The sequence below is a fragment of the Pseudomonas sp. CROZ-RG-20F-R04-15 genome (genome assembly GCF_022662375.1).
GTDB lineage: Bacteria > Pseudomonadota > Gammaproteobacteria > Pseudomonadales > Pseudomonadaceae > Aquipseudomonas.
In genome coordinates, this window is record NZ_JAKNQL010000001.1 from 190,585 (window position 1) to 213,843 (window position 23,259).

Here is a 23,259-nt window from a genome sequence, read left to right on the forward strand (position 1 = left end):
CCACAGGGGCGCAGTGGAATGCCAACAGTGATCGTACAACCCGCTTGAGCTATGATGGCTTCAAGCCGAATTTTCGAGACAAGATGCACACCATGGAAAACCTGATCGACACCCCGCGTCTCCCACGCAAGCGCCGCAGCCTGGCCCAGGAACTGGTGACGGTGCTGAGCGAGCAGATCCGCGATGGCCTGCTCAAACGCGGTGACAAACTGCCCACCGAGTCGGCGATCATGGAAGCCCATGGCGTCAGCCGCACCGTGGTGCGCGAGGCGATTTCCCGTTTGCAGGCTGCCGGCCAGGTGGAAACCCGTCACGGCATCGGCACCTTCGTACTCGACACGCCGAGCCCGAGTGGTTTCCGTATCGACCCGGCCACTGTCGTCACCCTGCGCGATGTGCTGGCCATTCTCGAGTTACGTATCAGCCTCGAAGTGGAATCTGCCGGCCTTGCCGCGCAACGTCGCAGCGCCGAGCAACTGGCGACCATGCGCGCCGCCCTCGATGCGTTAAACGAAAGCGCCGCGCATGCCAGTGATGCGGTCGCGTCGGACTTTGCCTTCCACCTGGAAATCGCGCTGTCCACCGGCAACCGTTATTTCACCGACATCATGACCCACCTGGGCACCAGCATCATCCCGCGTACGCGGCTGAACTCGGCACGCCTGGCTCATGATGATCAGCAGCACTACATGAGCCGTCTGAGCCGTGAGCACGAAGAAATCTACGACGCGATTGCTCGTCAGGATTCCGATGCAGCGCGTGCGGCGATGCGTCTGCATTTGACCAATAGTCGTGAAAGACTGCGCCATGCCCATGAAGAGGCGCAGGCGCAGGGGTGAGGTTGGGTCAGTGTTTAAGCGTGATTTCCAACGGTAATGATTGCCGGACGTTGCCTGCTCTGTCGACGGAGTACTGCAAGCGCGCGTCCTTGCCAGCTTTCAGCATTTTTTCAAATGGCGCTTTCGGAATTGCAAGCTCAACGGGCTTTCCAATGGAGATTGAGGTCAGTTTGACGGAGCCTGACCACTCCTCGGCACCGTCTGAGTCGTACACTTTCAGTGTGATTATGTCCTCTTCGGCCGCTTCTTGGAGGGCATCCACTACCCCATGAGCAGGATCAATCAAGTTATGTACGTAGAGGACGTCATTGATTGCTTCCTTGAGCCTAGGTTTTGGCAGCATTTGGATGGCGAAACGTTTATCTATCATTTTCAAAATCCTTTTAGTTGTCGAAACGAGCCGTTGGTAGCTCAAGCTGATTAATGTCTGGAGCGCGAGAGTCTGGCACCTGTAAGAAATACCAGTTCCGACGAACGGTAACCTCTCCCACACGACCAGATTCAGCCCTCGATACGCAACCTCAACACCTGCGAAAACGGCTCCATACTCGACTCATCGGAAAACTTGTAGCGCAATTCAACCTCTCTGTTCAGGTACGGCCGCAGCGCCTCTTTAGGTATCTGCAACTCGATCCCCGTCAGTTTTTCCATCTCGTCTTCGGCATCGTCCCAGGTGCCGGTGTCCACTTCCTCACCTGTCCATTCCGGCTCTTCAGGGTCGTCGCCAAGAATCGCGTAGACACTCCAGTTCGCCGGAAAATCGCTGGAATCCGGGACCTGTACGATCAATACATCGGGAAGCACGGATAGCTGCAGGGTGAGGGTGTCAGAGTCAGAAGAGGCGATTTGCGCGAGGGTCGGTGCAGCATAATTCACAAACATTTCGGTTTCCTTCGAAGGTCCGCCACGATCCTTCGTGGCAGTCGTCGCACCTTAGCCGGCGTTTCTCCAGCGTTCAGTAAACGAATCTTGACCAGACATTTCCGCGCTAAAACCCTTCAAACGCGAGCCTTTGCGACGAGTCCTGGCAAGCCTTAAACAATTTTGTCCGACAAAAAAACACCCACAACGATGAAATGCAGTTGACGGTTATTATTTAAGTTGTACGATGACCTACAACTTCAGCGAAGGCTGAACGGACCAATCACAAAAAACGTTGCTACCAGGGTGTTCGAATAATGAATCCACAAGAACTGAAGTCCATCCTCTCTGCCGGCCTGCTGTCTTTCCCGGTGACCGATTTCAACGCGCAGGGCGATTTCAACCGCGCCGGCTACATCAAACGCCTGGAATGGCTGGCCCCGTATGGCGCTTCAGCCTTGTTCGCCGCCGGCGGCACCGGTGAGTTCTTCTCCCTGGCCGCCAGCGAGTACTCGGAAATCATCAAGACTGCCGTCGACACTTGTGAAACCAGCGTGCCGATCCTCGCCGGTGTCGGTGGTTCGACCCGTCAGGCCATCGAATACGCTCAGGAAGCCGAACGTCTGGGCGCCAAAGGTCTGTTGCTGCTGCCGCACTACCTGACCGAAGCGAGCCAGGACGGTGTTGCCGCTCACGTTGAGGCCGTGTGTAAATCGGTCAACATCGGCGTGGTTGTCTATAACCGCAACGTTTGCCGCTTGACCGCACCGTTGCTGGAACGTCTGGCCGAGCGCTGCCCGAACCTGATCGGCTACAAGGACGGTCTGGGCGATATCGAGTTGATGGTGTCGATCCGTCGCCGCCTCGGTGATCGCTTCAGCTACCTGGGTGGTCTGCCGACCGCCGAAGTCTACGCCGCTGCCTACAAGGCGCTGGGCGTGCCGGTTTACTCCTCGGCGGTGTTCAACTTCATCCCGAAAACCGCGATGGACTTCTACCACGCGATCGCCCGTGAAGATCACGCCACCGTCGGCAAGATCATCGACGACTTCTTCCTGCCGTACCTCGACATCCGCAACCGCAAGGCCGGTTACGCCGTGAGCATCGTCAAGGCAGGCGCCAAAATCGCCGGCTATGACGCAGGCCCGGTGCGGGCGCCGCTGACCGATCTGACGGGCGAAGAGTACGAAATGCTCGCTGCGCTGATCGACAAGCAAGGTGCGCAGTAACACCCGACAAAAACGCGGCCGCTGAGTAATCAGCGGCTTTTTGCGTAAAGGCTTTTAGTTTTGAGGGCTGCCTCTGTGACAAATGCAAAACGCTACGACAACTACATCAACGGCGAATGGGTTGCCGGTGCCGACTACTCGGCCAACATCAACCCGTCGGAACTGAGCGACACCATCGGTGACTACGCCAAGGCTGATCTGACCCAGGTTCACGCCGCCATCGACGCCGCCCGCGCAGCATTCCCGGCGTATTCGACTTCGGGTATTCAGGCCCGTCACGATTCGCTGGATAAAGTCGGTACGGAAATCCTCGCTCGTCGCGAAGAGCTCGGCACCCTCCTGGCCCGGGAAGAGGGCAAGACCCTGCCCGAAGCCATCGGCGAAGTGACCCGCGCCGGCAACATTTTCAAATTCTTCGCCGGTGAATGCCTACGCCTGTCCGGCGACTACGTGCCGTCGGTGCGTCCGGGTGTCAACGTTGAAGTAACCCGCGAAGCGCTGGGCGTGGTTGGTCTGATCACTCCGTGGAACTTCCCGATCGCGATTCCGGCGTGGAAAATCGCCCCGGCCCTGGCCTACGGCAACTGCGTGGTGTTGAAACCGGCCGATCTGGTGCCGGGTTGCGCTTGGGCGCTGGCGGAAATCATCTCCCGCGCAGGCTTCCCGGCTGGCGTGTTCAACCTGGTGATGGGCAGTGGCCGCGTGGTCGGTGATGCACTGGTGCAAAGCCCGAAAGTCGATGGCATCAGCTTCACCGGTTCGGTCGGTGTGGGTCGTCAGATCGCGGTCAACTGCGTTTCGCGCCAGGCCAAGGTTCAGTTGGAAATGGGCGGCAAGAACCCGCAGATCATTCTCGACGACGCCGACCTCAAACAAGCGGTCGAGCTGTCGGTGCAGAGCGCGTTCTACTCCACCGGTCAGCGCTGCACCGCGTCGAGCCGCTTGATCGTCACTGCCGGCATTCACGACCAGTTCGTTGAAGCCATGGCCGAGCGCATGAAGTCGATCAAGGTCGGCCACGCACTGAAATCCGGTACCGACATCGGTCCAGTGGTTTCTCAGGCGCAGTTGGAACAGGACATGAAGTACATCGATATCGGCCAGTCCGAAGGTGCGCGTCTGGTCAGCGGCGGCGGCTTGGTGACCTGCGACACCGAAGGCTACTACCTCGCGCCAACCCTGTTTGCCGACAGTGAAGCGTCGATGCGCATCAGCCGCGAAGAAATTTTCGGCCCGGTGGCCAACATTGTTCGCGTGGCCGATTACGACGCGGCGCTGGCGATGGCCAACGACACCGAGTTCGGTCTGTCGGCGGGTATCGCGACGACTTCGCTGAAGTACGCCAACCACTTCAAGCGCCATTCGCAAGCCGGGATGGTCATGGTCAACCTACCGACGGCTGGCGTGGATTACCACGTTCCGTTTGGTGGGCGTAAAGGTTCATCCTATGGATCACGTGAGCAAGGCCGCTATGCGCAAGAGTTTTACACGGTGGTAAAAACTGCCTACATCGGATCGTAACCCGCTGCACCCGCGCCGGGCCTTCGCCTGAGGCCCTGCGCGGCACAAGACCAAAGAATGTTTTACCCGCATAAAAATAATCAGTGGGAGTACATCTACATGCAATCGTCCAAGCCGACTCACGTCCGCTATTTGATCCTGCTCATGCTGTTTCTGGTGACCACGATCAACTACGCCGACCGCGCCACGATCGCCATCGCCGGCTCCAGCCTGCAAAAAGATCTGGGCATCGACGCAGTCACCCTCGGCTACATCTTCTCCGCATTCGGTTGGGCCTACGTGGCCGGGCAAATCCCCGGCGGCTGGTTGCTCGATCGCTTCGGTTCGAAAAAAGTCTATGCGCTGAGCATTTTCACCTGGTCGCTGTTCACCGTGCTGCAAGGCTTTGTCGGTGAGTTCGGCATGTCCACGGCGATTGTTGCGCTGTTCATGCTGCGCTTCCTGGTCGGTCTGGCTGAAGCGCCTTCGTTCCCCGGCAACGCGCGCATTGTCGCGGCGTGGTTCCCGACCGCTGAACGCGGTACGGCTTCGGCGATCTTCAACTCGGCGCAATACTTTGCCACCGTGTTGTTCGCACCGCTGATGGGCTGGATCGTTTACTCCTTCGGCTGGGAACACGTGTTCATTGTCATGGGCGTGTTCGGCATTGTCTTCTCGGGCATCTGGCTGAAGGTTATCCACAGCCCGCGCCAACACCCGCTGGCCAACGAAGCCGAAGTGCAGTTCATTGCCGACAACGGCGGCATGGTCGACATGGACGTCAAGCAGGGCAAAAAGGCTGATGGCCCGAAATGGGATTACATCCGTCAGTTGCTGACCAACCGCATGATGCTCGGTGTGTATCTGGGTCAATACTGCATCAACGGCATCACCTATTTCTTCCTGACCTGGTTTCCGGTGTACCTGGTACAAGAGCGTGGCATGACCATTCTCAAGGCCGGTTTCATCGCCTCGTTGCCGGCAATTTGCGGCTTCATCGGCGGCGTGCTCGGCGGGGTGATTTCCGATTACCTGCTGCGCAAGGGCCACTCGCTGACCTTCGCCCGTAAAGCACCGATCATTGCCGGTCTGCTGGTTTCCAGCAGCATCGTCGCCTGCAACTATGTTGATGTGGAATGGATGGTGGTTGGCTTCATGGCTCTGGCCTTCTTCGGCAAAGGCGTTGGCGCACTGGGCTGGGCGGTGGTTTCCGACACCTCGCCAAAACAGATCGCCGGTCTGAGCGGTGGCCTGTTCAACACCTTCGGCAACATCGCTTCGATTACCACGCCGATCGTGATTGGCTACATCATCAGCTCCACCGGTTCGTTCAAGTGGGCGCTGGTGTTTGTCGGTGCCAACGCACTGGTCGCGGTGTTCAGCTATCTGGTCATCGTTGGCCCGATCAAACGTGTGGTACTCAAAGAGCCGCCAACCAACGGCGGTACTGAAGCCACCGGTAAATTGTCTCAAGCGCATTCCTGAGGAGCGGCGTCATGCAGTTGATTGAACATTCCGACTCGCCGCGCCATATCCGCCTGCACGAGCGGGACAATGTGGTGGTAGTGGTCAACGACCAGGGCGCACCGGCCGGCACTGAATTTGCCGATGGCCTGGTGACGCTGGAATTTGTGCCGCAGAGCCACAAGGTCACTCTGGAAGACATCCCCGAGGGCGGCGAGGTGATTCGCTACGGTCAGGTGATTGGCTACGCGTTGCAGCCGATTCTCCGTGGCAGTTGGGTCAAGGAAGATCAACTGCGCATGCCGACCGCGCCGCCGCTGGACAGCTTGCCGCTGTCCACCGACGTGCCGGACGCGCAGGCACCGCTGGAAGGCTTCACCTTCGAGGGTTACCGCAACGCTGACGGCACCGTCGGCACGCGCAATATTCTTGGCATCACCACCACGGTGCAGTGCGTCACCGGCGTGCTCGATCATGCGGTGAAACGCATCAAGGAAGAACTGCTGCCGAAGTACCCGCACGTCGATGACGTGGTCGCGCTGACTCACAGTTATGGCTGCGGCGTGGCGATTACCGCCACCGACGCCTACATCCCGATCCGCACCGTGCGCAATCTGGCGCGCAACCCGAACCTCGGTGGCGAAGCGTTGGTGATCAGTCTGGGCTGCGAGAAATTGCAGGCCGGGCAGGTGATGCACGAGGACGATGCGTCGGTGGATCTCAGCGATCCATGGCTGTATCGACTGCAGGATTCCAGTCACGGCTTCACCGAGATGATCGAGCAGATCATGGCGCTGGCTGAAGTCCGTTTGAAGAAGCTCGATCAACGCCGCCGCGAAACCGTGCCGGCGTCCGAGCTGATCCTCGGCATGCAGTGCGGCGGCAGCGATGCGTTCTCCGGGATCACCGCCAACCCGGCGCTGGGCTATGCCTCGGACTTGCTGCTGCGTGCCGGGGCGACGGTGATGTTTTCCGAAGTCACCGAAGTACGCGATGCGATTTATCTGCTGACTTCACGTGCCGAAAGCAAAACCGTTGCCGAGGAATTGGTGCGTGAGATGGACTGGTACGACCGTTATCTGGCCAAGGGTGAAGCGGATCGCAGCGCCAACACCACGCCGGGCAACAAGAAGGGCGGGTTGTCGAACATTGTCGAGAAGTCTCTGGGCTCGATCGTCAAATCCGGCAGCAGCGCGATCAACGGCGTGCTTGGCCCTGGCGAGCGCTTCAAGCAGAAGGGTTTGATTTTCTGTGCGACGCCGGCCAGTGATTTTGTTTGCGGCACGTTGCAGTTGGCGGCGGGGATGAATCTGCATGTGTTCACCACCGGGCGGGGTACGCCGTATGGTTTGGCGATGGCGCCAGTGGTGAAGGTCTCGACGCGGACGGAGTTGGCGCAGCGTTGGCCGGATCTGATCGATATCGATGCCGGGCGGATTGCTACCGGGCGCGCGACCATCGAGGAATTGGGTTGGGAGTTGTTTCACTACTATCTGGATGTTGCCAGCGGCAAGCAGCAGACGTGGGCGGAGAAGCACAAGTTGCATAACGACATTACGTTGTTCAATCCGGCGCCGATTACCTGATGGTTTGTGGGGGGGCAAAAGCTACCCTCACCCCAGCCCTCTCCCAGAGGGAGAGGGGGCCGATCCGGGGATATTTTAGAAGTACATCGACCTGAAAGTGCTTTGCCGAATCCATAATCGATTCGGTCTTGCAGGTCGATGTACGACGCAAGACACCTCGGTCAGTCCCCTCTCCCTCCGGGAGAGGGCTAGGGTGAGGGGCCTATCGAGTTGTCTTGCGCAATACATCGACCTGAAATACCGAGTTGATTATGGGCCAGACGAGCAATTCTGGATTCAGTGGTGTCCTTTCAGGTCGGTGGAATTATTGAATATCTCCCGATCGGTCCCCTCTCCCTCCGGGAGAGGGCTAGGGTGAGGGGCTTTTGCTTTATCATTGGCATCCAACGACGCTCACCCAAGGCTCCCCGGCATGCTGGCAATTTTCCTCGAAACCCTGAACATCACCGCGCCGGTGTTTGCCATGCTGTTTCTCGGTGTGCTGCTCAAGCGCATCGACTGGATCAACGACAATTTCATCCACACCGCCTCCTCGCTGGTGTTCAACGTGACCATGCCGGCGCTGCTGTTTCTCGGCATTCTGCATGCCGACCTGCACGCAGCATTGCAACCGTCCCTGCTGATCTACTTCTCCCTCGCCACGCTGGTGAGTTTTGCCCTGGCCTGGGGCTGGGCGATTTTCAAATGCCCGCGTGAAGATCGCGGCATCTACACCCAAGGCGCGTTTCGCGGCAACAACGGCGTCATCGGTCTGGCACTGGCGGCGAGCATGTACGGCGATTACGGGATTTCCCTCGGAGCGATTCTCGCGGCGTTGGTGATCCTGTTTTACAACACCCTGTCGACCATCGTGCTGGCGGTATACAGCCCGGTGATCAAGTCCGATCCGTGGAGCATCTGCAAAAGCGTGTTCAGCAATCCGCTGATCATCAGCGTGATTGCGGCGGCGCCGTTTGCCTATTTCAAGATCGGTTTGCCGGGCTGGCTGGAGACGTCAGGTCAATATCTGGCGCAGACCACCTTGCCGCTGGCGTTGATCTGCATTGGCGGCACGCTGTCACTGGCGGCGTTGCGCAAGAGCGGCAATATGGCGCTGAGTTCGAGCCTGGTGAAGATGGTCGGCTTGCCGGTGCTGGCGACGCTCGGCGCGTGGTTGTGGGGATTTCGCGGGGCGGAGTTGGGGATTCTGTTTCTGTACTTCGGCAGCCCGACGGCGGCGGCGAGTTTTGTCATGGCCCGGGCGGCGCAGGGCAATCATGAGCTGGCGGCGGCGATTATTGTGATGACCACATTGATGGCGGCGATCACAACCAACGTCGGGATCTTTGTTTTGCAGTGGGGTGGGTGGATCTGACTGTGGGATCTGTAGGGAATGGACCGGCCTCTTCGCGAGCAGGCTCGCTCCCACATTTGAAATGCAATCCAATGTGGGAGCGAGCCTGCTCGCGAAAGCTATTTCACGGGCGCTGAATTACTCTGGCTTTTGGTAGGTATCAATTACTTCCTGCGCTGCCCGAAACGCATCAATCGCCGCCGGCACGCCGGCATACACCGCGCAATGCAGCAGCGCCTCACGAATCTCGTCCACCGTGCAGCCATTGTTCAGCGCACCGCGCACGTGGCCCTTCAATTCTTGCGGGCACTTCAGCGCCGTCAACGCGGCGAGGGTGATCAGGCTGCGGGTTTTCAGCGGCAGGCCTGCGCGATTCCACACGCCACCCCAGGCATGCTCATTGACGAAATCCTGCAACGGTTGAGTGAACTCGGTGGCGTTGCCCAAGGCGCGATCAACAAACGCATCGCCCATTACCTGGCGGCGGACTTCAACTCCGGACTTCTTCGATTCGGTCATGGTTTTTCACTCTTGTGGTGTTGGCGGCGCCAGGCGCGGATCGACGTGAACAGCAAAAACGTCAACAGCGTCGGCAAGACATAAAACAGCATCAGCCGCTCCAGCTTGCCGGCCAGCGGCATGCCGGTGGTGAACGACACCACGTGCAGCCCGTAAACCAGATACAAACCGAGCAGCAACATACCCTCTGCGCGCGTTACCCGATAGCCGGAATAGAACACCGGCAGGCACAGTGCGGCGACGCCGAGCATCACCGGCAGGTCGAAATCCAGTGCGTTCGGCGATACCGACAGCGGTGTCGGCGCAATCAGTGCGGTCAGGCCGAGCACCCCGAGCAGATTGAACAGGTTGGCGCCGATCACGTTGCCGACAGCAATGTCGCGTTGCCCGCGCAAAGCCGCGATCAATGAGGTTGCCAGTTCCGGCAGCGAAGTGCCGACAGCGACCACGGTCAGGCCGATCACTCGCTCGGAGAATCCCAGATCCGTGGCCACCACGACGGCAGCGCCCAGCAGCAGATGCCCGGCGAATACCAGCATTGCCAGACCGATAACGATCATCAGCAAGCTGCTGATCCACGAGGCATGTACTGCTTCGGCATGTTCCGAATGCGGCCGCGTCGAGTGCCGCGATTGACGCAGCAGCAAGCCGAGGTACAACGCCAGTGCGCCCAGCAGCAGGAGGCCGTCGAAGCGACCGATCTCTTCATTCCAGGCCAGGACGAACACCAGCAGGCTGGCGCCGATCATCAGCGGAATATCGAGCCGCACCAGTTGCCGCGAGACGCGCAGCGGGATGATCAGCGCCGATAGGCCGAGGGTGACGAGGATGTTGAAGATACTGCTGCCGACCACGCTGCCGACGGCGATGTCCGGGTTGTGCGCTAACGCAGCCTGCAGGCTGACGGCCATTTGCGGCGCGCTGCTGCCGAGGGCGACGATGGTCAGGCCGATGATCAGCGGCCGCACATGCAGGCGTGCCGCCAGACGCACCGCTGCGCGTACCATCAGTTCGGCGCCGAAGATCAGCAGGCACAGGCCCGCGAGCAGTTCGATCACGCTGATCAGGGGTAAGTCGGCTAGTCCGAAAATGGTCGGTGCTCCATCAGTCGTCGAGGGCTTGCACGCGAACCCGTGCGGTGCCACTGCGCAGCATGCCGAGCTGTTCGGCGGCCTCGCGGGACACGTCGATCAGGCGTCCACGGGTATGCGGGCCACGGTCGTTGATGCGGACCACGACGGATTCATCGTTTTTCAGGTTGGTGACCTTCACCCGTGTGCCGAAGGGTAGCTGGCGGTGGGCGGCGGTCAGGGAATTCTGGTTGAACGGCTCGCCACTGGCGGTGCGTTTACCGTGGTGCCTGGCACCGTAATAGGAAGCGACGCCGGTCTGGTCGTAACCGTGCGGGTCGATGGTGTCAGTGCTGGCGCAACCGGCCAGGAGAGAGAGCAGGGCGCAGGCGCCGAGCAGACGTTTCATTCGAAAGCTCCCAGATAACAATGTGGGAGCGAGCTTGCTCGCGAAGAGGCCGTCACATTCAGCATTCATGTTGAATGTCATGACGCCTTCGCGAGCAAGCTCGCTCCCACAGGGAATAGAGCCAGGCTTGGGATCTGGCTCAATTGCGGTCAGCCTTCGAGCTTGCTTTTCAGCAGTTCGTTCACTTGCTGCGGGTTGGCTTTGCCTTTCGACGCTTTCATCGCCTGACCCACAAAGAAGCCAAACATCTTGCCGCGTTTGGCTTCATCCGCCGCACGGTATTGTTCAACTTGCTCGGCGTTGGCCGCGAGCATTTCGTCCAGCACCGCCGAGATCGCGCCGCTGTCGGTCACTTGCTTCAGGCCGCGTTTTTCGATGATCTCGTCTGCGCTGCCCTCACCGTTGGCCATCGCTTCGAACACCACTTTGGCGATCTTGCCGGAGATGGTGTTGTCCTTGATGCGCTGCAGCATGCCGCCCAACAGTTCAGCCGAAACCGGCGACTCGTCGATGTCCAGGCCTTGCTTGTTGAGCAGGCTGCCCAACTCGACCATCACCCAGTTCGCCGCCAGTTTGGCGTCGCCGCCGATGCTCGCGACTTTCTCGAAGTAGTCGGCTTGCTCGCGGCTGGTGGCCAGCACGCTGGCGTCATAGACCGACAGACCGAATTGCTCCTGGAAGCGCTCGCGTTTCTGCGGAGGCAGTTCCGGCAGGGTGGCGCGCACCTCGCCGAGGAACGACTCTTCGATGATCACCGGCAGCAGGTCGGGGTCGGGGAAGTAACGGTAGTCGTTGGCTTCCTCTTTCGAACGCATCGGACGGGTTTCGTCCTTGTTCGGATCGTACAGACGGGTCTGCTGGATCACTTTGCCGCCGTCTTCGATCAGCTCGATCTGCCGCTGGATCTCGGAGTTGATCGCCTTCTCGATGAAACGGAAGGAGTTGACGTTCTTGATCTCGCAGCGCGTGCCGAACTCGACCTGGCCTTTCGGACGGATCGACACGTTGCAGTCGCAACGCAGCGAGCCTTCGGCCATGTTGCCGTCGCAGATGCCCAGGTAACGCACCAGTGCGTGGATCGCCTTGACGTAAGCCACGGCTTCCTTGGCGCTGCGCATGTCCGGCTCGGAGACGATTTCCAGCAGCGGCGTGCCGGCGCGGTTCAGGTCGATGCCGGTGGCACCGTTGAATTCTTCGTGCAGGCTCTTGCCGGCGTCTTCTTCCAGATGCGCGCGGGTAATGCCGACACGTTTGACGGTGCCGTCTTCCAGGGCGATGTCCAGGTGGCCTTTGCCGACGATCGGCAATTCCATCTGGCTGATCTGATAGCCCTTCGGCAGATCCGGGTAGAAGTAGTTTTTACGGGCGAACACGTTGTGCTGACCGATCTCGGCGTCAATCGCCAGACCGAACATCACCGCCATGCGCACCGCTTCCTGGTTCAGCACCGGCAACACGCCGGGCATGCCCAGGTCGATCAGACTGGCCTGGGTGTTCGGCTCGGAACCGAACGTGGTGGAACTACCGGAAAAGATTTTCGACCGGGTAGTGAGCTGAGTGTGAATCTCCAGCCCGATCACGACTTCCCATTGCATGTGTGTCTCCTCAGAAGCCGGTTGGGGTGCGGGTGTGCCAGTCAGTGTTGAGCTGATACTGGTGGGCAACGTTCAACAGGCGACCTTCCTGGAAGTACGGCGCGAGCAACTGCACGCCCACCGGCAGACCGTCGACAAAACCGGCCGGCATCGACAGGCCCGGCAGGCCCGCGAGGTTGGCGGTGATGGTGTAGACGTCTTCCAGATAGGCAGCGACCGGGTCGCTGTTCTTCGCGCCGAGTTTCCAGGCCGGGTTCGGCGTGGTTGGGCCGAGGATGATGTCGACTTCATTAAAGGCAGCCATGAAGTCGTTCTTCACCAAGCGACGGATCTTCTGCGCTTTCAGGTAGTAGGCGTCGTAGTAACCGGCGGACAGCGCGTAGGCACCGACCATGATCCGGCGCTGGACTTCCGCGCCGAAGCCTTCACCACGGGAGCGTTTGTACAGGTCGATCAGGTCTTTCGGGTGCTCGCAACGGTGGCCGAAACGCACGCCGTCGAAACGCGACAGGTTCGAGGAGGCCTCTGCCGGGGCGATCACGTAGTACGCAGGGATCGCGTGCTGCATGTTCGGCAGGCTGATTTCCTTGATCACGGCACCGAGCTTCTGCAGCTCTTTAATACTGTTCTGGATCAGCTCGGCGATACGTGGGTCGAGACCGGCGCTGAAGTATTCCTTCGGCACGCCGATGCGCAGGCCTTGCAGCGAGTCGCCCAGGCTTGCGGAGTAATCCGGCACCGGCTCATCGATGCTGGTGGAGTCGTTCTGATCGAAGCCAGCCATACCTTGCAACAAAATCGCGCAGTCTTCGGCCGTGCGCGCCAACGGGCCGCCCTGATCGAGGCTGGAGGCATAAGCGATCATGCCCCAGCGCGAAACGCGACCATAGGTCGGTTTCAGGCCGGTGAGGTTGGTGAATGCCGCCGGCTGACGAATCGAACCGCCAGTGTCGGTGGCCGTCGCCGCTGGCAACAGACGCGCGGCAACGGCCGCTGCTGAACCACCGGACGAACCGCCTGGTACGTGTTCCAGGTTCCACGGGTTTTTCACCGCGCCGTACCAGCTCGACTCGTTGGCCGAACCCATGGCGAATTCGTCCATGTTGGTCTTGCCCAGAGTCACAGCGCCGGCAGCCGCCAGTTTCGCGACCACGGTGGCGTCGTACGGGGCTTTGAAGTTGTCGAGCATCTTCGAGCCGCAGCTGGTGCGAATGCCCTGGGTGCAGAACAGGTCCTTGTGAGCGATCGGCGCACCGAGCAGGGCGCCGCTCTCACCGTTGGCGCGGCGGGCATCGGCGGCTTTCGCCTGCTCGAGGGCCAGCGCTTCGGTGAGGCTGATGAAACTGTTGAGCTGCGGATCGAGCTGGGTGATACGCGCCAGCAGGACTTTGGTCAGCTCTTCGGAGGAAAACTTTTTATCGGCGAGACCGCGGGCGATCTCGGCCAGAGTCATTTGATGCATTGCAGGCTCTTTCCCTTTAGTCGATGACTTTCGGAACCAGATACAGGCCGTTTTCGACCGCTGGTGCGATGGACTGGTAGGCCTCGCGGTGATTGCTCTCGGTCACGACGTCGGCGCGCAGGCGCTGACTGGCTTCCAGCGGGTGGGCCAGAGGCTCGATTCCGTCGGTATTAACAGCCTGCATTTCGTCGACCAGACCGAGAATGCTGTTGAGAGCGGAAGTAATGTGTGGAAGATCGGCATCATTGAGGCCAAGGCAGGCCAGATGAGCGATTTTTTCCACGTCGGAGCGTTCTAGCGCCATCGGGATTCTCCTGTGGAAAACAGAACGGACGGCGTCCGTGTGTTAGATTGTCGGAACACTACCGCACTTCTACGGTCATAAGGCCGCGATTGTGGGGCTTGGTGCACAGAAAAGCGGCCAATTTAACATATTGGCGCCTTGCCCAAAATCCCTGTCGTTGTTAGAGTTTGCCGCACTTTTTTACCCACGCGTTGCCTAGGGTCCCTTTCCCATGTTCAAGAAACTGCGTGGCATGTTTTCCAGCGATCTTTCCATTGACCTGGGCACTGCCAACACCCTTATTTACGTGCGCGAGCGCGGTATCGTCCTGAATGAGCCATCGGTTGTGGCCATTCGGACACACGGTAACCAGAAAAGTGTCGTTGCTGTCGGCACCGAGGCCAAGCGCATGCTCGGCCGTACGCCGGGCAACATTGCTGCCATTCGTCCGATGAAGGACGGCGTGATCGCCGACTTCAGCGTCTGCGAAAAGATGCTGCAGTACTTTATTAACAAGGTTCACGAAAACAGCTTTCTGCAGCCTAGCCCTCGTGTGCTGATCTGCGTTCCATGCAAATCCACCCAGGTTGAGCGTCGTGCCATCCGTGAATCGGCCCTTGGTGCCGGTGCCCGTGAAGTGTTCCTGATCGAAGAGCCAATGGCTGCTGCGATCGGTGCCGGCCTGCCGGTCGAAGAAGCACGCGGTTCGATGGTCGTGGATATCGGTGGTGGTACTACCGAAATCGCGCTGATCTCCCTGAACGGTGTGGTCTATGCCGAATCCGTCCGTGTTGGCGGCGACCGCTTCGACGAAGCGATCATCACCTACGTGCGTCGTAACTACGGCAGCCTGATCGGTGAATCCACTGCTGAGCGCATCAAGCAGGAAATCGGCACGGCCTACCCGGGCGGCGAAGTTCGCGAAGTCGATGTTCGCGGTCGCAACCTGGCCGAAGGCGTTCCACGCGCATTCACCCTGAACTCCAACGAAGTGCTGGAAGCTCTGCAAGAGTCCCTGGCCACTATCGTTCAGGCTGTGAAAAGCGCCCTGGAGCAATCGCCGCCGGAACTGGCTTCCGACATCGCCGAGCGTGGCCTGGTGCTGACCGGTGGTGGCGCGCTGCTGCGTGACCTCGACAAGTTGCTGGCCCAGGAAACCGGTCTGCCAGTGATCGTTGCCGAAGATCCGCTGACCTGTGTTGCTCGCGGCGGTGGCCGTGCATTGGAAATGATGGATAAGCACACCATGGACCTGCTCTCGAGCGAATAAGTCGCCGAGTGCAATACGTGGGTGAACGCGCAGGCAGCACTTTGCAGTGCTGCCTGTTGGCGTTTATCTTCTGTCAGTCTTCATCCAGGCCGGTTTGATGCCGTATGAATAAACAGAACATTTGCCTGGGAGGAGCGGCTTATTAAACCGCTTTTCGCCAAAGGCCCTTCGTTGGGTGTGCGCCTGTTGGTGCTGGCCGTGCTGTCGGTCGCGCTGATGGTGGTCGATGCCCGCTTCGACGTGCTCAAGCCTGCGCGCAAACAAGCGTCGCTGGTGTTGATGGATGCCTACTGGATTACCGACCTGCCGGGACGCCTGTGGGAAGGGATTGCCAGCCAGTTCGGCAGTCGCACCGAACTTGTCGCCGAAAACGAAAAACTCAAGACCGAAAACCTGCTGTATCAGGGGCGCATGCAAAAGCTTGCCGCCCTTACCGAGCAGAACGTTCGGCTGCGCGAGTTGCTCAATTCCTCTGCGCTGGTCAACGAAAAGGTCGAAGTGGCCGAGCTGATCGGCATGGACCCCAATCCCTTCACCCATCGCATCATCATCAATAAAGGTGAGCGCGATGGCGTGGTGCTCGGGCAGCCGGTGCTCGATGCGCGCGGTCTGATGGGCCAGGTGGTCGAGTTGATGCCTTACACTTCCCGTGTATTGCTGTTGACCGATACCACCCACAGCATTCCTGTACAGGTCAACCGTAACGGTCTGCGGGCGATTGCCAGCGGCACCGGCAACCCGGAACGCCTGGAACTGCGTCACGTCGCCGACACTGCCGATATCAAGGAAGGCGATCTACTGGTCAGTTCCGGTCTCGGCCAGCGCTTCCCGGCCGGTTATCCAGTCGCCACGGTGAAGGAAGTCATCCACGATTCCGGCCAGCCGTTCGCGATCGTACGCGCCGTGCCGACTGCCGCACTCAACCGCAGCCGCTACCTGCTGCTGGTGTTCAGCGACAACCGCACCGCCGAAGAGCGCGCCAACGATGCCGCTCAAGCCCAGGAAAATCTTGATGCCTTTGGCGGTGGCCCGATTATTCCGGCCACCGTGCCGAAGACCGTAACCCCACCTGCTGCGACTGCGGCACCAGCCACTGCCACGCCGGCAGTGCCTGCGGCCAGTGCGGCGCCGGCCAAACCGGCGGCAAGCAAACCGCCCGCGGCAGCCAGACCACCGGCGGCAAGCAAACCTCCAGCTGCCCAGCCCGCTGCACGACCTGCGGCTAAGCCGCCTGTCAGCGCACCGGCGACAACCGGGAGACAAGAATAATGGTCGGGGCTACCGCATCGCGAAACGGCTGGATTGTCTGGCTGACGTTTCTCGTAGGCCTGCTGCTCAGCGTGTCACCGTTGCCGATTTTCATGGAGATCCTGCGCCCGTTATGGCTGGCCTTGCTCCTGACATTCTGGGCTCTGTACATGCCACACACGGTCGGCATGGTCACCGCGTTCTGTCTGGGCTTGGCCGAAGACGTGCTGCAGGGCGACCTGTTCGGTCAGAACGCGCTGATCCTGACCTTGATCACGTTCCTGGTGCTGTCGTTGCAGCAACGCCTGCGAATGTTCCCGATGTGGCAGCAGTGCCTGGTGATTCTGGTGATCTTCGGCCTCGCGCAACTGGTGCAATTGTGGCTCAGCGCCTTGACCGGCAACCGTCAGCCAACGTTGGCACTGGTGCTTCCGGCGCTGGTCAGTGCCTTGCTCTGGCCTTGGGTCAGCTTTGCCCTACGCGGATTACGCCGACGCTACAAAATCAATTGAGCCGGTGAAGCAGGGCACTGAACAGGGAGATGTTTTGATGAAGCCGCTTTACCTCGCCTCCGGATCGCCGCGTCGCCGTGAATTGCTCACGCAGATCGGCGTTCCATTCTCCGCCATCAGTGCGGATATCGACGAAACCCCATTACCCGAAGAATCACCGTCGGCCTATGTCGAACGGCTGGCGCGCGGCAAGGCCGAGGCCGGGCGCCGTAGCGTCGTGTCTGCTCAGCCATTCTGCGTGCTGGGTGCCGACACCGCCGTGGTGCTGGACGGCAAAATTCTTGGCAAACCGGTGGACGAAGCCGATGCATGCGCCATGCTGATGATGTTGTCCGGCAAGGAGCATGAAGTGCTGACCGCCATCGCCGTGCTCGAAGGCGATCGTTGCGAGTCACGGGTGGTGCGCAGTCTGGTGCGGTTCCGGCCGATCACCGGCGATGAAGCTGCCGCCTATTGGGCCAGCGGTGAACCGCATGACAAGGCCGGCGGCTATGGCATTCAGGGGCTCGGGGCGGTGTTTGTCGCCGGGCTCAATGGCAGTTACTCGGCAGTCGTCGGGCTGCCCGTTTGCGAAACCGCAGAACTGTTGGGCCATTTCGGCATACCCTGTTGGCAAAACCTGAACGCGCAATAAGCGTCGTACGAAACCAGATGCGGCCATTATCGTGAACATGCCTGAACGAGATCCTGCCATGAGTGAAGAGATTCTGATCAACATCACGCCGATGGAGTCGCGCGTGGCGGTGGTCGAAAACGGTGTGCTGCAAGAAGTCCATGTTGAGCGCACGCAAAAGCGCGGGATCGTCGGCAACATCTATAAAGGCAAGATTGTCCGGGTGCTGCCGGGAATGCAGGCGGCCTTCGTCGACATCGGCCTGGATCGCGCGGCGTTCATTCACGCCGCCGAAATCTCCCTGCGCGAAGGCCCAGCGGTGGAAAGCATCAGTGCGCTGGTGCACGAAGGCCAAAGCCTGGTGGTGCAAGTCACCAAGGATCCGATCGGTTCCAAAGGCGCGCGCCTGACTACGCAGTTGTCGATTCCGTCGCGCTATCTGGTCTATATGCCGCGTACTGCCCACGTCGGCATTTCGCTGAAAATCGAAGACGAAGCCGAACGCGAACGCCTCAAGCAGGTGGTCAGCGATTGTGTGGCCAAGGAAGGGATCAAGGAGGCCGGCGGTTTCATTTTGCGCACCGCCGCCGAAGGCGCTGGCGCCGATGAAATCCTCATGGACATCCGCTACCTGCGACGCCTGTGGGATCAGATCAACGAGCAGATCAAAACCATCGGCGCGCCGAGTGTGATTTACGAAGACCTCGGTCTGGCGTTGCGTACGTTGCGTGACCTGGTCAACCCGAAAATCGAAAAGATCCGTATCGACTCGCGGGAAACCTTCCAGAAAACCACGCAATTCGTCGCCGAACTGATGCCGGAAATCGCCGATCGTCTGGAACACTACCCAGGTGAGCGACCGATTTTCGACCTGTACGGCGTCGAAGACGAAATCCAGAAAGCCCTTGAACGCAAGGTGCCGCTGAAATCCGGTGGCTATCTGGTGGTGGATCCGGCGGAAGCCATGACCACCATCGATGTAAACACCGGTGCGTTCGTCGGCCATCGCAACCTTGAAGAAACCATCTTCAAGACCAATCTCGAAGCGGCTACCGCGATTGCCCGGCAAATGCGCCTGCGCAATCTGGGCGGGATCATCATCATCGACTTCATCGACATGGAAGATGAAGAGCACCAGCGCCAAGTGCTGCGCACTTTGGAAAAACAACTGGAACGCGATCACGCCAAGACCAACATCATCGGCATCACCGAGTTGGGCCTGGTGCAGATGACCCGCAAGCGCACCCGCGAAAGTCTCGAACAAGTGCTGTGCGAACCGTGCAGCAGTTGCCAGGGGCGCGGCAAGCTGAAAACCCCGGAAACCATCTGTTATGAGATCTTCCGCGAGATCCTGCGTGAAGCCCGCGCCTATCAGGCCGAGGGTTACCGGGTGTTGGCGAATCAGAAAGTGGTCGATCGTTTGCTGGATGAAGAATCCGGTAACGTCGCCGAGCTTGAAGGGTTTATCGGTCGCACCATACGCTTCCAAGTGGAAACCATGTATTCCCAGGAACAATATGACGTGGTGTTGCTCTGATCCCCTGCGTCACTTTTATTCCACCGCGGCTGGCCTCAGCTTTTCGCAGTATTTTTGCCATGGGAGCCATCTGACATGGAGCGTCTGACACGCATTCTGGCCGCACTCACCCGTTGGGGGCTGGGCCTGTGCGCGTTGGTTCTGGTGTTGATGGCGTTGTACGTCAGTCTCGGCCGCGAACTGACGCCGCTGGTGGCTGAATATCGAGCCGATATAGAAGACAAGGCCAGCGCGGCCCTCGGCATGCCGTTGCAGATCGGCGAACTGGAAGGCAACTGGAGCGGTTTTGCGCCGATCCTGCTGGCCCATGATGTGATGGTCGGCGACGGCGCCAATGCCTTGCGTCTGGACCGCGTGCGCGCCGTACCGGATCTCTGGGCCAGTCTGTTGGCTCGCGAAGTGCGTATCGCCCACCTTGAACTCAACGGTCTGAAAATCAGCCTTAAAGAGGCAGAAGATGGCAGTTGGGCACTGGAAGGTTTGCCGGTGCAAAACGATCAGCCGCTCGATCCGCAGCAATTGTTCAATCGCTCGCAGATGATTCAGCAACTGTCGGTGCTCGACAGTCAGGTGACCTTGCAGCCGCAGGATCACGCGCCGCTGACGCTCACCTATGTCGGCCTCAATCTGAAAACCGGCGCCAGCCGGCAGCGGCTCGATGCCCGTTTGACCTTGCCGGATGGCCAGCCTGTTGCGCTGAGCCTGCGCACGCGAATTCGCCCTGAGCAATGGCAGGACAGTGTGATCGATGGCTATGCCAGCCTGCCACAAAGCGACTGGTCGAAGTGGCTGCCGGAACGCCTTACCCAGCAATGGAATTTTTCCGAGATCAAGGCCGGTGGTGAACTCTGGGTCAACTGGGCCAAGGGCACACTGCAAAGTGCGGCGCTTCGTTTGAATGCGCCGCAACTGACCGGCGCGTATGCCGATCGCAAGTCGATCCAGATCAATAATCTGGCGCTTAACGCCTACTACGAGAACAGTGATGAGGGCGCGACTGTTACCCTCGATTCACTGGCGATGAATTTCGGCGAAAACCGCTGGGAGTCGCACGTGCAGCTGAAGCAGACGCGCGCGACCGACAAGGTGGACGAGCTCTGGCACTTGCAGGCGGATCGTCTCGATCTGACCCCGATCACTCCACTGCTCAATGCCTTGGGGCCGTTACCACAAGGGTTCGCCACGGCCGTTGATCATTTGAAAGTCACCGGTGGTCTGCGCAACGTGCTGCTGGATTTTCGCCCCAACGCCACCGATGGCAACAAATTCAGCTTCGCGACCAATCTGGACAATGTCGGTTTTGACGCCTACCACGGTGCGCCGGCGGCTCGAAACGTCAGCGGCAGTCTCAGCGGCAACCTCGACGGTGGCGAGTTGCGCATGGACAGCAAGGATTTTGTCCTGCACCTCGACCCGATTTTCGCCAAGCCATGGCAGTACATTCAGGCCAACGCCCGCCTGACCTGGAAACTCGATAAAGACGGCTTCACCCTGATCGCCCCGTACCTGAAGGTGCTCGGCGAAGAGGGCAAGATTGCCGGTGATTTCCTGATTCGTCTGCATTTCGACCATAGCCAGGAAGACTACATGGACCTGCGGGTCGGTCTGGTCGAGGGCGACGGTCGCTACACCGCCAAATACCTGCCCGAAGTCCTCAGTCCGGCGCTCGATGAGTGGCTGCGTACCGCGATCCTCAAAGGCGCAGTGGATCAGGGTTTCTTCCAGTATCAGGGCTCGCTGAACAAGAACGCCGGGGAGGCCGACCGCAGCATCAGTCTGTTCTTCAAAGTGCACGATGCCGAACTGGCCTTCCAGCCGGGCTGGCCGCACGTGAGCAAGGTCAGTGGTGACGTGTTCATCGAAGACAGCGGTGTGCGGATCTGGGCCGACAAGGGCCAGTTGCTCGACACCCAGGTCAGCGATGTCTTCGTCAATATTCCCCACGTACCGGCCGGGCAACACACGCACATGTATCTCGATGGCGGCTTTGCCGGCGGCCTCGGCGATGGCCTGAAAATTCTCCAGGATGCACCGATCGGCACCGGTGAAACTTTTGCTGGTTGGGAAGGCGCGGGCGATCTGCAAGGCAAGCTCAAGCTAGATATCCCGCTGGACAAGGGCGGCGACCAGCCGAAAATCCTCGTCGACTTCAAAACGGCCAACGCGCGCCTGAAACTGGCTGAGCCGAAGCTGGAGCTGACTCAGCTCAAAGGCGATTTCCGCTTTGATAGCGCCAAAGGACTCAGCGGGCAGAACATCGCGGCGCGTGCCTTCGACAAGCCCGTGACTGCGCAAATCTTCGCTGATGGCAGCCCCGGCAAACTGAAGACGCGGGTTGCGGCATCCGGTCAGGTCGAAGTGAAGAAACTCACCGACTGGCTGGGCGTGACGCAACCATTGCCGGTTTCCGGAACCATTCCTTACCAGATGCAGTTGAATCTGGACGGCGCCGACAGCCAGTTGATGGTCAGTTCCAGCATGAAAGGCGTGGCGGTGGATCTGCCGGCGCCATTCGGCATGGCGGCTGATGTCGGTCGCGACACGGTGTTTCGCATGACCCTGCAGGGGCAGGAGCGGCGTTACTGGGTCAATTACGATCAACTGGCCAATTTCACCTTTGCCGCGCCGCCGAGCAATTTTGCCGACGGCCGTGGCGAGTTGTTCCTTGGAGCCGGCGAAGCGGTGCTGCCGGGCGCCAAAGGCTTGCGGATTCACGGTGTGCTCTCGGAGCTGGACGTCGCGCCGTGGCAGGACCTGGTCAACAAATACGCCGGACAGGATCCGGGCGGCAGCGCCAAGCAATTGCTCAACAGTGCTGATTTCAAGGTCGGCAAACTCACGGCATTCGGGACTACGCTGGATCAGGCGTCGGTGCAGGTCAATCGCAAGCCGGGTACGTGGAATCTGTCCCTCGACAGTCAACAGGCGAAAGGCTCGGCGAGTCTGCCGGACGCCAAGGGCGTGCCGATTGCGGTGAATTTGCAGTACGTGAAACTGCCAGCGCCGGACCCGACGGTTCAAGCTGACGAGAATTCGCCGGATCCGTTGGTTTCGGTCGATCCAACGAAAATTCCGGCGCTGGATATCACCATCAATCAACTGTTTCTCGGCCCGGATCTGGTTGGCGGCTGGTCGCTGAAGGTGCGCCCGACCGCCAAAGGCATCGCCCTGAACAACCTGGACATGGGCCTCAAAGGCATCCTTTTGCAGGGTAATGGCGGCTGGGAAGGCTCGCCGGGTGCGACCAACAGTTGGTTCAAAGGCCGGATTGGCGGCAAGAACCTCGCTGATGTCCTCAAGGGCTGGGGCTTTGCTCCGAGCGTGACCAGTGAAGAGTTTCACATGGACGTCGATGGCCGTTGGCCGGGCTCGCCGGCCTGGCTGGCAACCAAGCGTTTCTCTGGCACCCTTGATGCGTCGCTGAACAAAGGCCAGTTTGTTGAGGTGGAAGGTGGCGCACAGGCATTGCGGGTGTTTGGTCTGCTCAACTTCAACTCCATCGGCCGGCGTTTGCGTCTGGACTTCTCCGATCTGTTCGGCAAAGGCTTGAGCTACGACCGGGTCAAAGGCCTGCTGGTGGCAAACAACGGCGTGTATGTGACTCGCGAGCCGATTCGCCTGACCGGTCCTTCGAGCAACCTGGAACTGGATGGCACGCTGGATCTGGTCGGCGACAAGGTCGACGCCAAATTGCTGGTGACCTTGCCGGTGACCAACAACCTGCCGATCGCTGCGCTGATCGTTGGCGCACCGGCAGTTGGCGGTGCGTTGTTCCTGATCGATAAGCTGATCGGTGACCGTGTGGCGCGCTTTGCCAGTGTGAAATACACCGTCAAAGGCCCATGGAAAGAGCCGAAAATCACCTTCGACAAACCTTTTTGAACAGCCAGCCCCTGAACCGATGGAGTAGCATGGCCGCATACCTCTTG

Annotated in this window: 20 protein-coding genes; 12 read left to right on the forward strand and 8 right to left on the reverse strand. The window is 59.7% G+C overall.

The window, feature by feature from the left end; translation table 11 throughout:
• The first annotated feature begins 92 nt into the window (after positions 1-92).
• Positions 93-839, forward strand: a complete 747-nt coding sequence (locus L8H52_RS00760) for a FadR/GntR family transcriptional regulator (RefSeq protein WP_242205316.1) — start codon at positions 93-95, stop codon at positions 837-839.
• A 7-nt stretch (positions 840-846) separates the two neighbouring features.
• Here L8H52_RS00760 and L8H52_RS00765 read toward each other — a convergent pair whose 3' ends face one another.
• Both L8H52_RS00765 and L8H52_RS00770 read right to left on the reverse strand, forming a co-directional pair.
• Positions 847-1,209, reverse strand: a complete 363-nt coding sequence (locus tag L8H52_RS00765; protein WP_242205314.1) for a hypothetical protein — start codon at positions 1,207-1,209, stop codon at positions 847-849.
• A gap of 131 nt (positions 1,210-1,340) precedes the next feature.
• Positions 1,341-1,721, reverse strand: a complete 381-nt coding sequence (locus tag L8H52_RS00770) for a hypothetical protein (protein WP_242205312.1) — start codon at positions 1,719-1,721, stop codon at positions 1,341-1,343.
• 296 nt (positions 1,722-2,017) lie between these two features.
• On the opposite strand from L8H52_RS00770, the gene kdgD reads away from it, so the two are divergent.
• From kdgD to L8H52_RS00795, 5 genes are all read left to right on the forward strand, one after another.
• Entirely contained in the window at positions 2,018-2,929 is a 912-nt protein-coding gene (gene kdgD / locus L8H52_RS00775; RefSeq protein ID WP_016984321.1) for a 5-dehydro-4-deoxyglucarate dehydratase, read from the forward strand.
• A 75-nt stretch (positions 2,930-3,004) separates the two neighbouring features.
• Positions 3,005-4,450 carry an aldehyde dehydrogenase family protein gene (locus tag L8H52_RS00780; protein ID WP_242205310.1) on the forward strand — a complete coding sequence of 482 codons (1,446 nt, stop codon included), beginning with the start codon at positions 3,005-3,007 and terminating at the stop codon, positions 4,448-4,450.
• A 99-nt stretch (positions 4,451-4,549) separates the two neighbouring features.
• Positions 4,550-5,914, forward strand: a complete 1,365-nt coding sequence (locus L8H52_RS00785; RefSeq protein ID WP_034154459.1) for an MFS transporter — start codon at positions 4,550-4,552, stop codon at positions 5,912-5,914.
• 11 nt (positions 5,915-5,925) lie between these two features.
• Positions 5,926-7,479, forward strand: coding sequence for a galactarate dehydratase (gene garD, locus L8H52_RS00790; protein ID WP_242205307.1), 1,554 nt, complete (start codon positions 5,926-5,928; stop codon positions 7,477-7,479).
• A gap of 412 nt (positions 7,480-7,891) precedes the next feature.
• Positions 7,892-8,833: an AEC family transporter gene (locus L8H52_RS00795; RefSeq protein ID WP_016984178.1), complete on the forward strand. Its 942-nt coding sequence runs from the start codon at positions 7,892-7,894 to the stop codon at positions 8,831-8,833.
• A 117-nt stretch (positions 8,834-8,950) separates the two neighbouring features.
• On the opposite strand, the gene L8H52_RS00800 is transcribed toward L8H52_RS00795, so the two are convergent.
• From L8H52_RS00800 to gatC, 6 genes are all read right to left on the reverse strand, one after another.
• Positions 8,951-9,331, reverse strand: coding sequence for a carboxymuconolactone decarboxylase family protein (locus L8H52_RS00800; protein WP_242205305.1), 381 nt, complete (start codon positions 9,329-9,331; stop codon positions 8,951-8,953).
• Positions 9,328-10,389 (reverse strand): calcium/sodium antiporter, encoded by a 1,062-nt coding sequence (locus tag L8H52_RS00805; protein WP_242205303.1) that lies wholly within the window; start codon positions 10,387-10,389, stop codon positions 9,328-9,330. The genes L8H52_RS00800 and L8H52_RS00805 overlap by 4 nt, the downstream gene beginning before the upstream one ends.
• A 46-nt stretch (positions 10,390-10,435) precedes the next feature.
• Complete coding sequence (locus tag L8H52_RS00810) at positions 10,436-10,810, reverse strand: septal ring lytic transglycosylase RlpA family protein (protein ID WP_242205301.1); 375 nt, start codon at positions 10,808-10,810, stop codon at positions 10,436-10,438.
• A gap of 149 nt (positions 10,811-10,959) precedes the next feature.
• Positions 10,960-12,405, reverse strand: a complete 1,446-nt coding sequence (gene gatB, locus L8H52_RS00815) for an Asp-tRNA(Asn)/Glu-tRNA(Gln) amidotransferase subunit GatB (RefSeq protein WP_242205299.1) — start codon at positions 12,403-12,405, stop codon at positions 10,960-10,962.
• A gap of 10 nt (positions 12,406-12,415) precedes the next feature.
• Positions 12,416-13,867 (reverse strand): Asp-tRNA(Asn)/Glu-tRNA(Gln) amidotransferase subunit GatA, encoded by a 1,452-nt coding sequence (gene gatA / locus L8H52_RS00820; RefSeq protein WP_016984173.1) that lies wholly within the window; start codon positions 13,865-13,867, stop codon positions 12,416-12,418.
• A 16-nt stretch (positions 13,868-13,883) separates the two neighbouring features.
• On the reverse strand, positions 13,884-14,171 hold the full coding sequence (gene gatC / locus L8H52_RS00825) for an Asp-tRNA(Asn)/Glu-tRNA(Gln) amidotransferase subunit GatC (RefSeq protein ID WP_007915356.1): 288 nt from the start codon (positions 14,169-14,171) through the stop codon (positions 13,884-13,886).
• A gap of 211 nt (positions 14,172-14,382) precedes the next feature.
• Between gatC and mreB the strand changes: the two genes are divergently transcribed.
• From mreB to L8H52_RS00855, 6 genes are all read left to right on the forward strand, one after another.
• On the forward strand, positions 14,383-15,420 hold the full coding sequence (mreB, locus tag L8H52_RS00830; RefSeq protein ID WP_002555108.1) for a rod shape-determining protein MreB: 1,038 nt from the start codon (positions 14,383-14,385) through the stop codon (positions 15,418-15,420).
• A 141-nt stretch (positions 15,421-15,561) separates the two neighbouring features.
• Positions 15,562-16,689 (forward strand): rod shape-determining protein MreC, encoded by a 1,128-nt coding sequence (gene mreC / locus L8H52_RS00835; protein WP_347340707.1) that lies wholly within the window; start codon positions 15,562-15,564, stop codon positions 16,687-16,689.
• Positions 16,689-17,180, forward strand: coding sequence for a rod shape-determining protein MreD (gene mreD, locus L8H52_RS00840; RefSeq protein WP_064387931.1), 492 nt, complete (start codon positions 16,689-16,691; stop codon positions 17,178-17,180). Before mreC ends, mreD begins: the two co-directional genes overlap by 1 nt.
• A 37-nt stretch (positions 17,181-17,217) precedes the next feature.
• Complete coding sequence (locus L8H52_RS00845) at positions 17,218-17,814, forward strand: Maf family protein (RefSeq protein ID WP_242205294.1); 597 nt, start codon at positions 17,218-17,220, stop codon at positions 17,812-17,814.
• Positions 17,815-17,872: 58 nt separating this feature from the next.
• Entirely contained in the window at positions 17,873-19,330 is a 1,458-nt protein-coding gene (gene rng / locus L8H52_RS00850; RefSeq protein WP_016984169.1) for a ribonuclease G, read from the forward strand.
• 75 nt (positions 19,331-19,405) lie between these two features.
• Complete coding sequence (locus tag L8H52_RS00855; RefSeq protein WP_242205291.1) at positions 19,406-23,212, forward strand: YhdP family protein; 3,807 nt, start codon at positions 19,406-19,408, stop codon at positions 23,210-23,212.
• Positions 23,213-23,259: the final 47 nt, after the last annotated feature.

What these genes read in the sequence shown, in the direction of transcription:
- gatC (WP_007915356.1), bottom strand. Translation starts at nt 14,171, where the DNA reads ATGGCGCTAGAACGCTCCGACGTGGAAAAAATCGCTCATCTGGCCTGC.
- L8H52_RS00760 (WP_242205316.1), top strand. Translation starts at nt 93, where the DNA reads ATGGAAAACCTGATCGACACCCCGCGTCTCCCACGCAAGCGCCGCAGC.
- gatB (WP_242205299.1), bottom strand. Translation starts at nt 12,405, where the DNA reads ATGCAATGGGAAGTCGTGATCGGGCTGGAGATTCACACTCAGCTCACT.
- L8H52_RS00765 (WP_242205314.1), bottom strand. Translation starts at nt 1,209, where the DNA reads ATGATAGATAAACGTTTCGCCATCCAAATGCTGCCAAAACCTAGGCTC.
- mreD (WP_064387931.1), top strand. Translation starts at nt 16,689, where the DNA reads ATGGTCGGGGCTACCGCATCGCGAAACGGCTGGATTGTCTGGCTGACG.
- L8H52_RS00845 (WP_242205294.1), top strand. Translation starts at nt 17,218, where the DNA reads ATGAAGCCGCTTTACCTCGCCTCCGGATCGCCGCGTCGCCGTGAATTG.
- garD (WP_242205307.1), top strand. Translation starts at nt 5,926, where the DNA reads ATGCAGTTGATTGAACATTCCGACTCGCCGCGCCATATCCGCCTGCAC.
- L8H52_RS00785 (WP_034154459.1), top strand. Translation starts at nt 4,550, where the DNA reads ATGCAATCGTCCAAGCCGACTCACGTCCGCTATTTGATCCTGCTCATG.
- kdgD (WP_016984321.1), top strand. Translation starts at nt 2,018, where the DNA reads ATGAATCCACAAGAACTGAAGTCCATCCTCTCTGCCGGCCTGCTGTCT.
- mreB (WP_002555108.1), top strand. Translation starts at nt 14,383, where the DNA reads ATGTTCAAGAAACTGCGTGGCATGTTTTCCAGCGATCTTTCCATTGAC.
- rng (WP_016984169.1), top strand. Translation starts at nt 17,873, where the DNA reads ATGAGTGAAGAGATTCTGATCAACATCACGCCGATGGAGTCGCGCGTG.
- L8H52_RS00810 (WP_242205301.1), bottom strand. Translation starts at nt 10,810, where the DNA reads ATGAAACGTCTGCTCGGCGCCTGCGCCCTGCTCTCTCTCCTGGCCGGT.
- L8H52_RS00800 (WP_242205305.1), bottom strand. Translation starts at nt 9,331, where the DNA reads ATGACCGAATCGAAGAAGTCCGGAGTTGAAGTCCGCCGCCAGGTAATG.
- L8H52_RS00855 (WP_242205291.1), top strand. Translation starts at nt 19,406, where the DNA reads ATGGAGCGTCTGACACGCATTCTGGCCGCACTCACCCGTTGGGGGCTG.
- gatA (WP_016984173.1), bottom strand. Translation starts at nt 13,867, where the DNA reads ATGCATCAAATGACTCTGGCCGAGATCGCCCGCGGTCTCGCCGATAAA.
- L8H52_RS00770 (WP_242205312.1), bottom strand. Translation starts at nt 1,721, where the DNA reads ATGTTTGTGAATTATGCTGCACCGACCCTCGCGCAAATCGCCTCTTCT.
- L8H52_RS00795 (WP_016984178.1), top strand. Translation starts at nt 7,892, where the DNA reads ATGCTGGCAATTTTCCTCGAAACCCTGAACATCACCGCGCCGGTGTTT.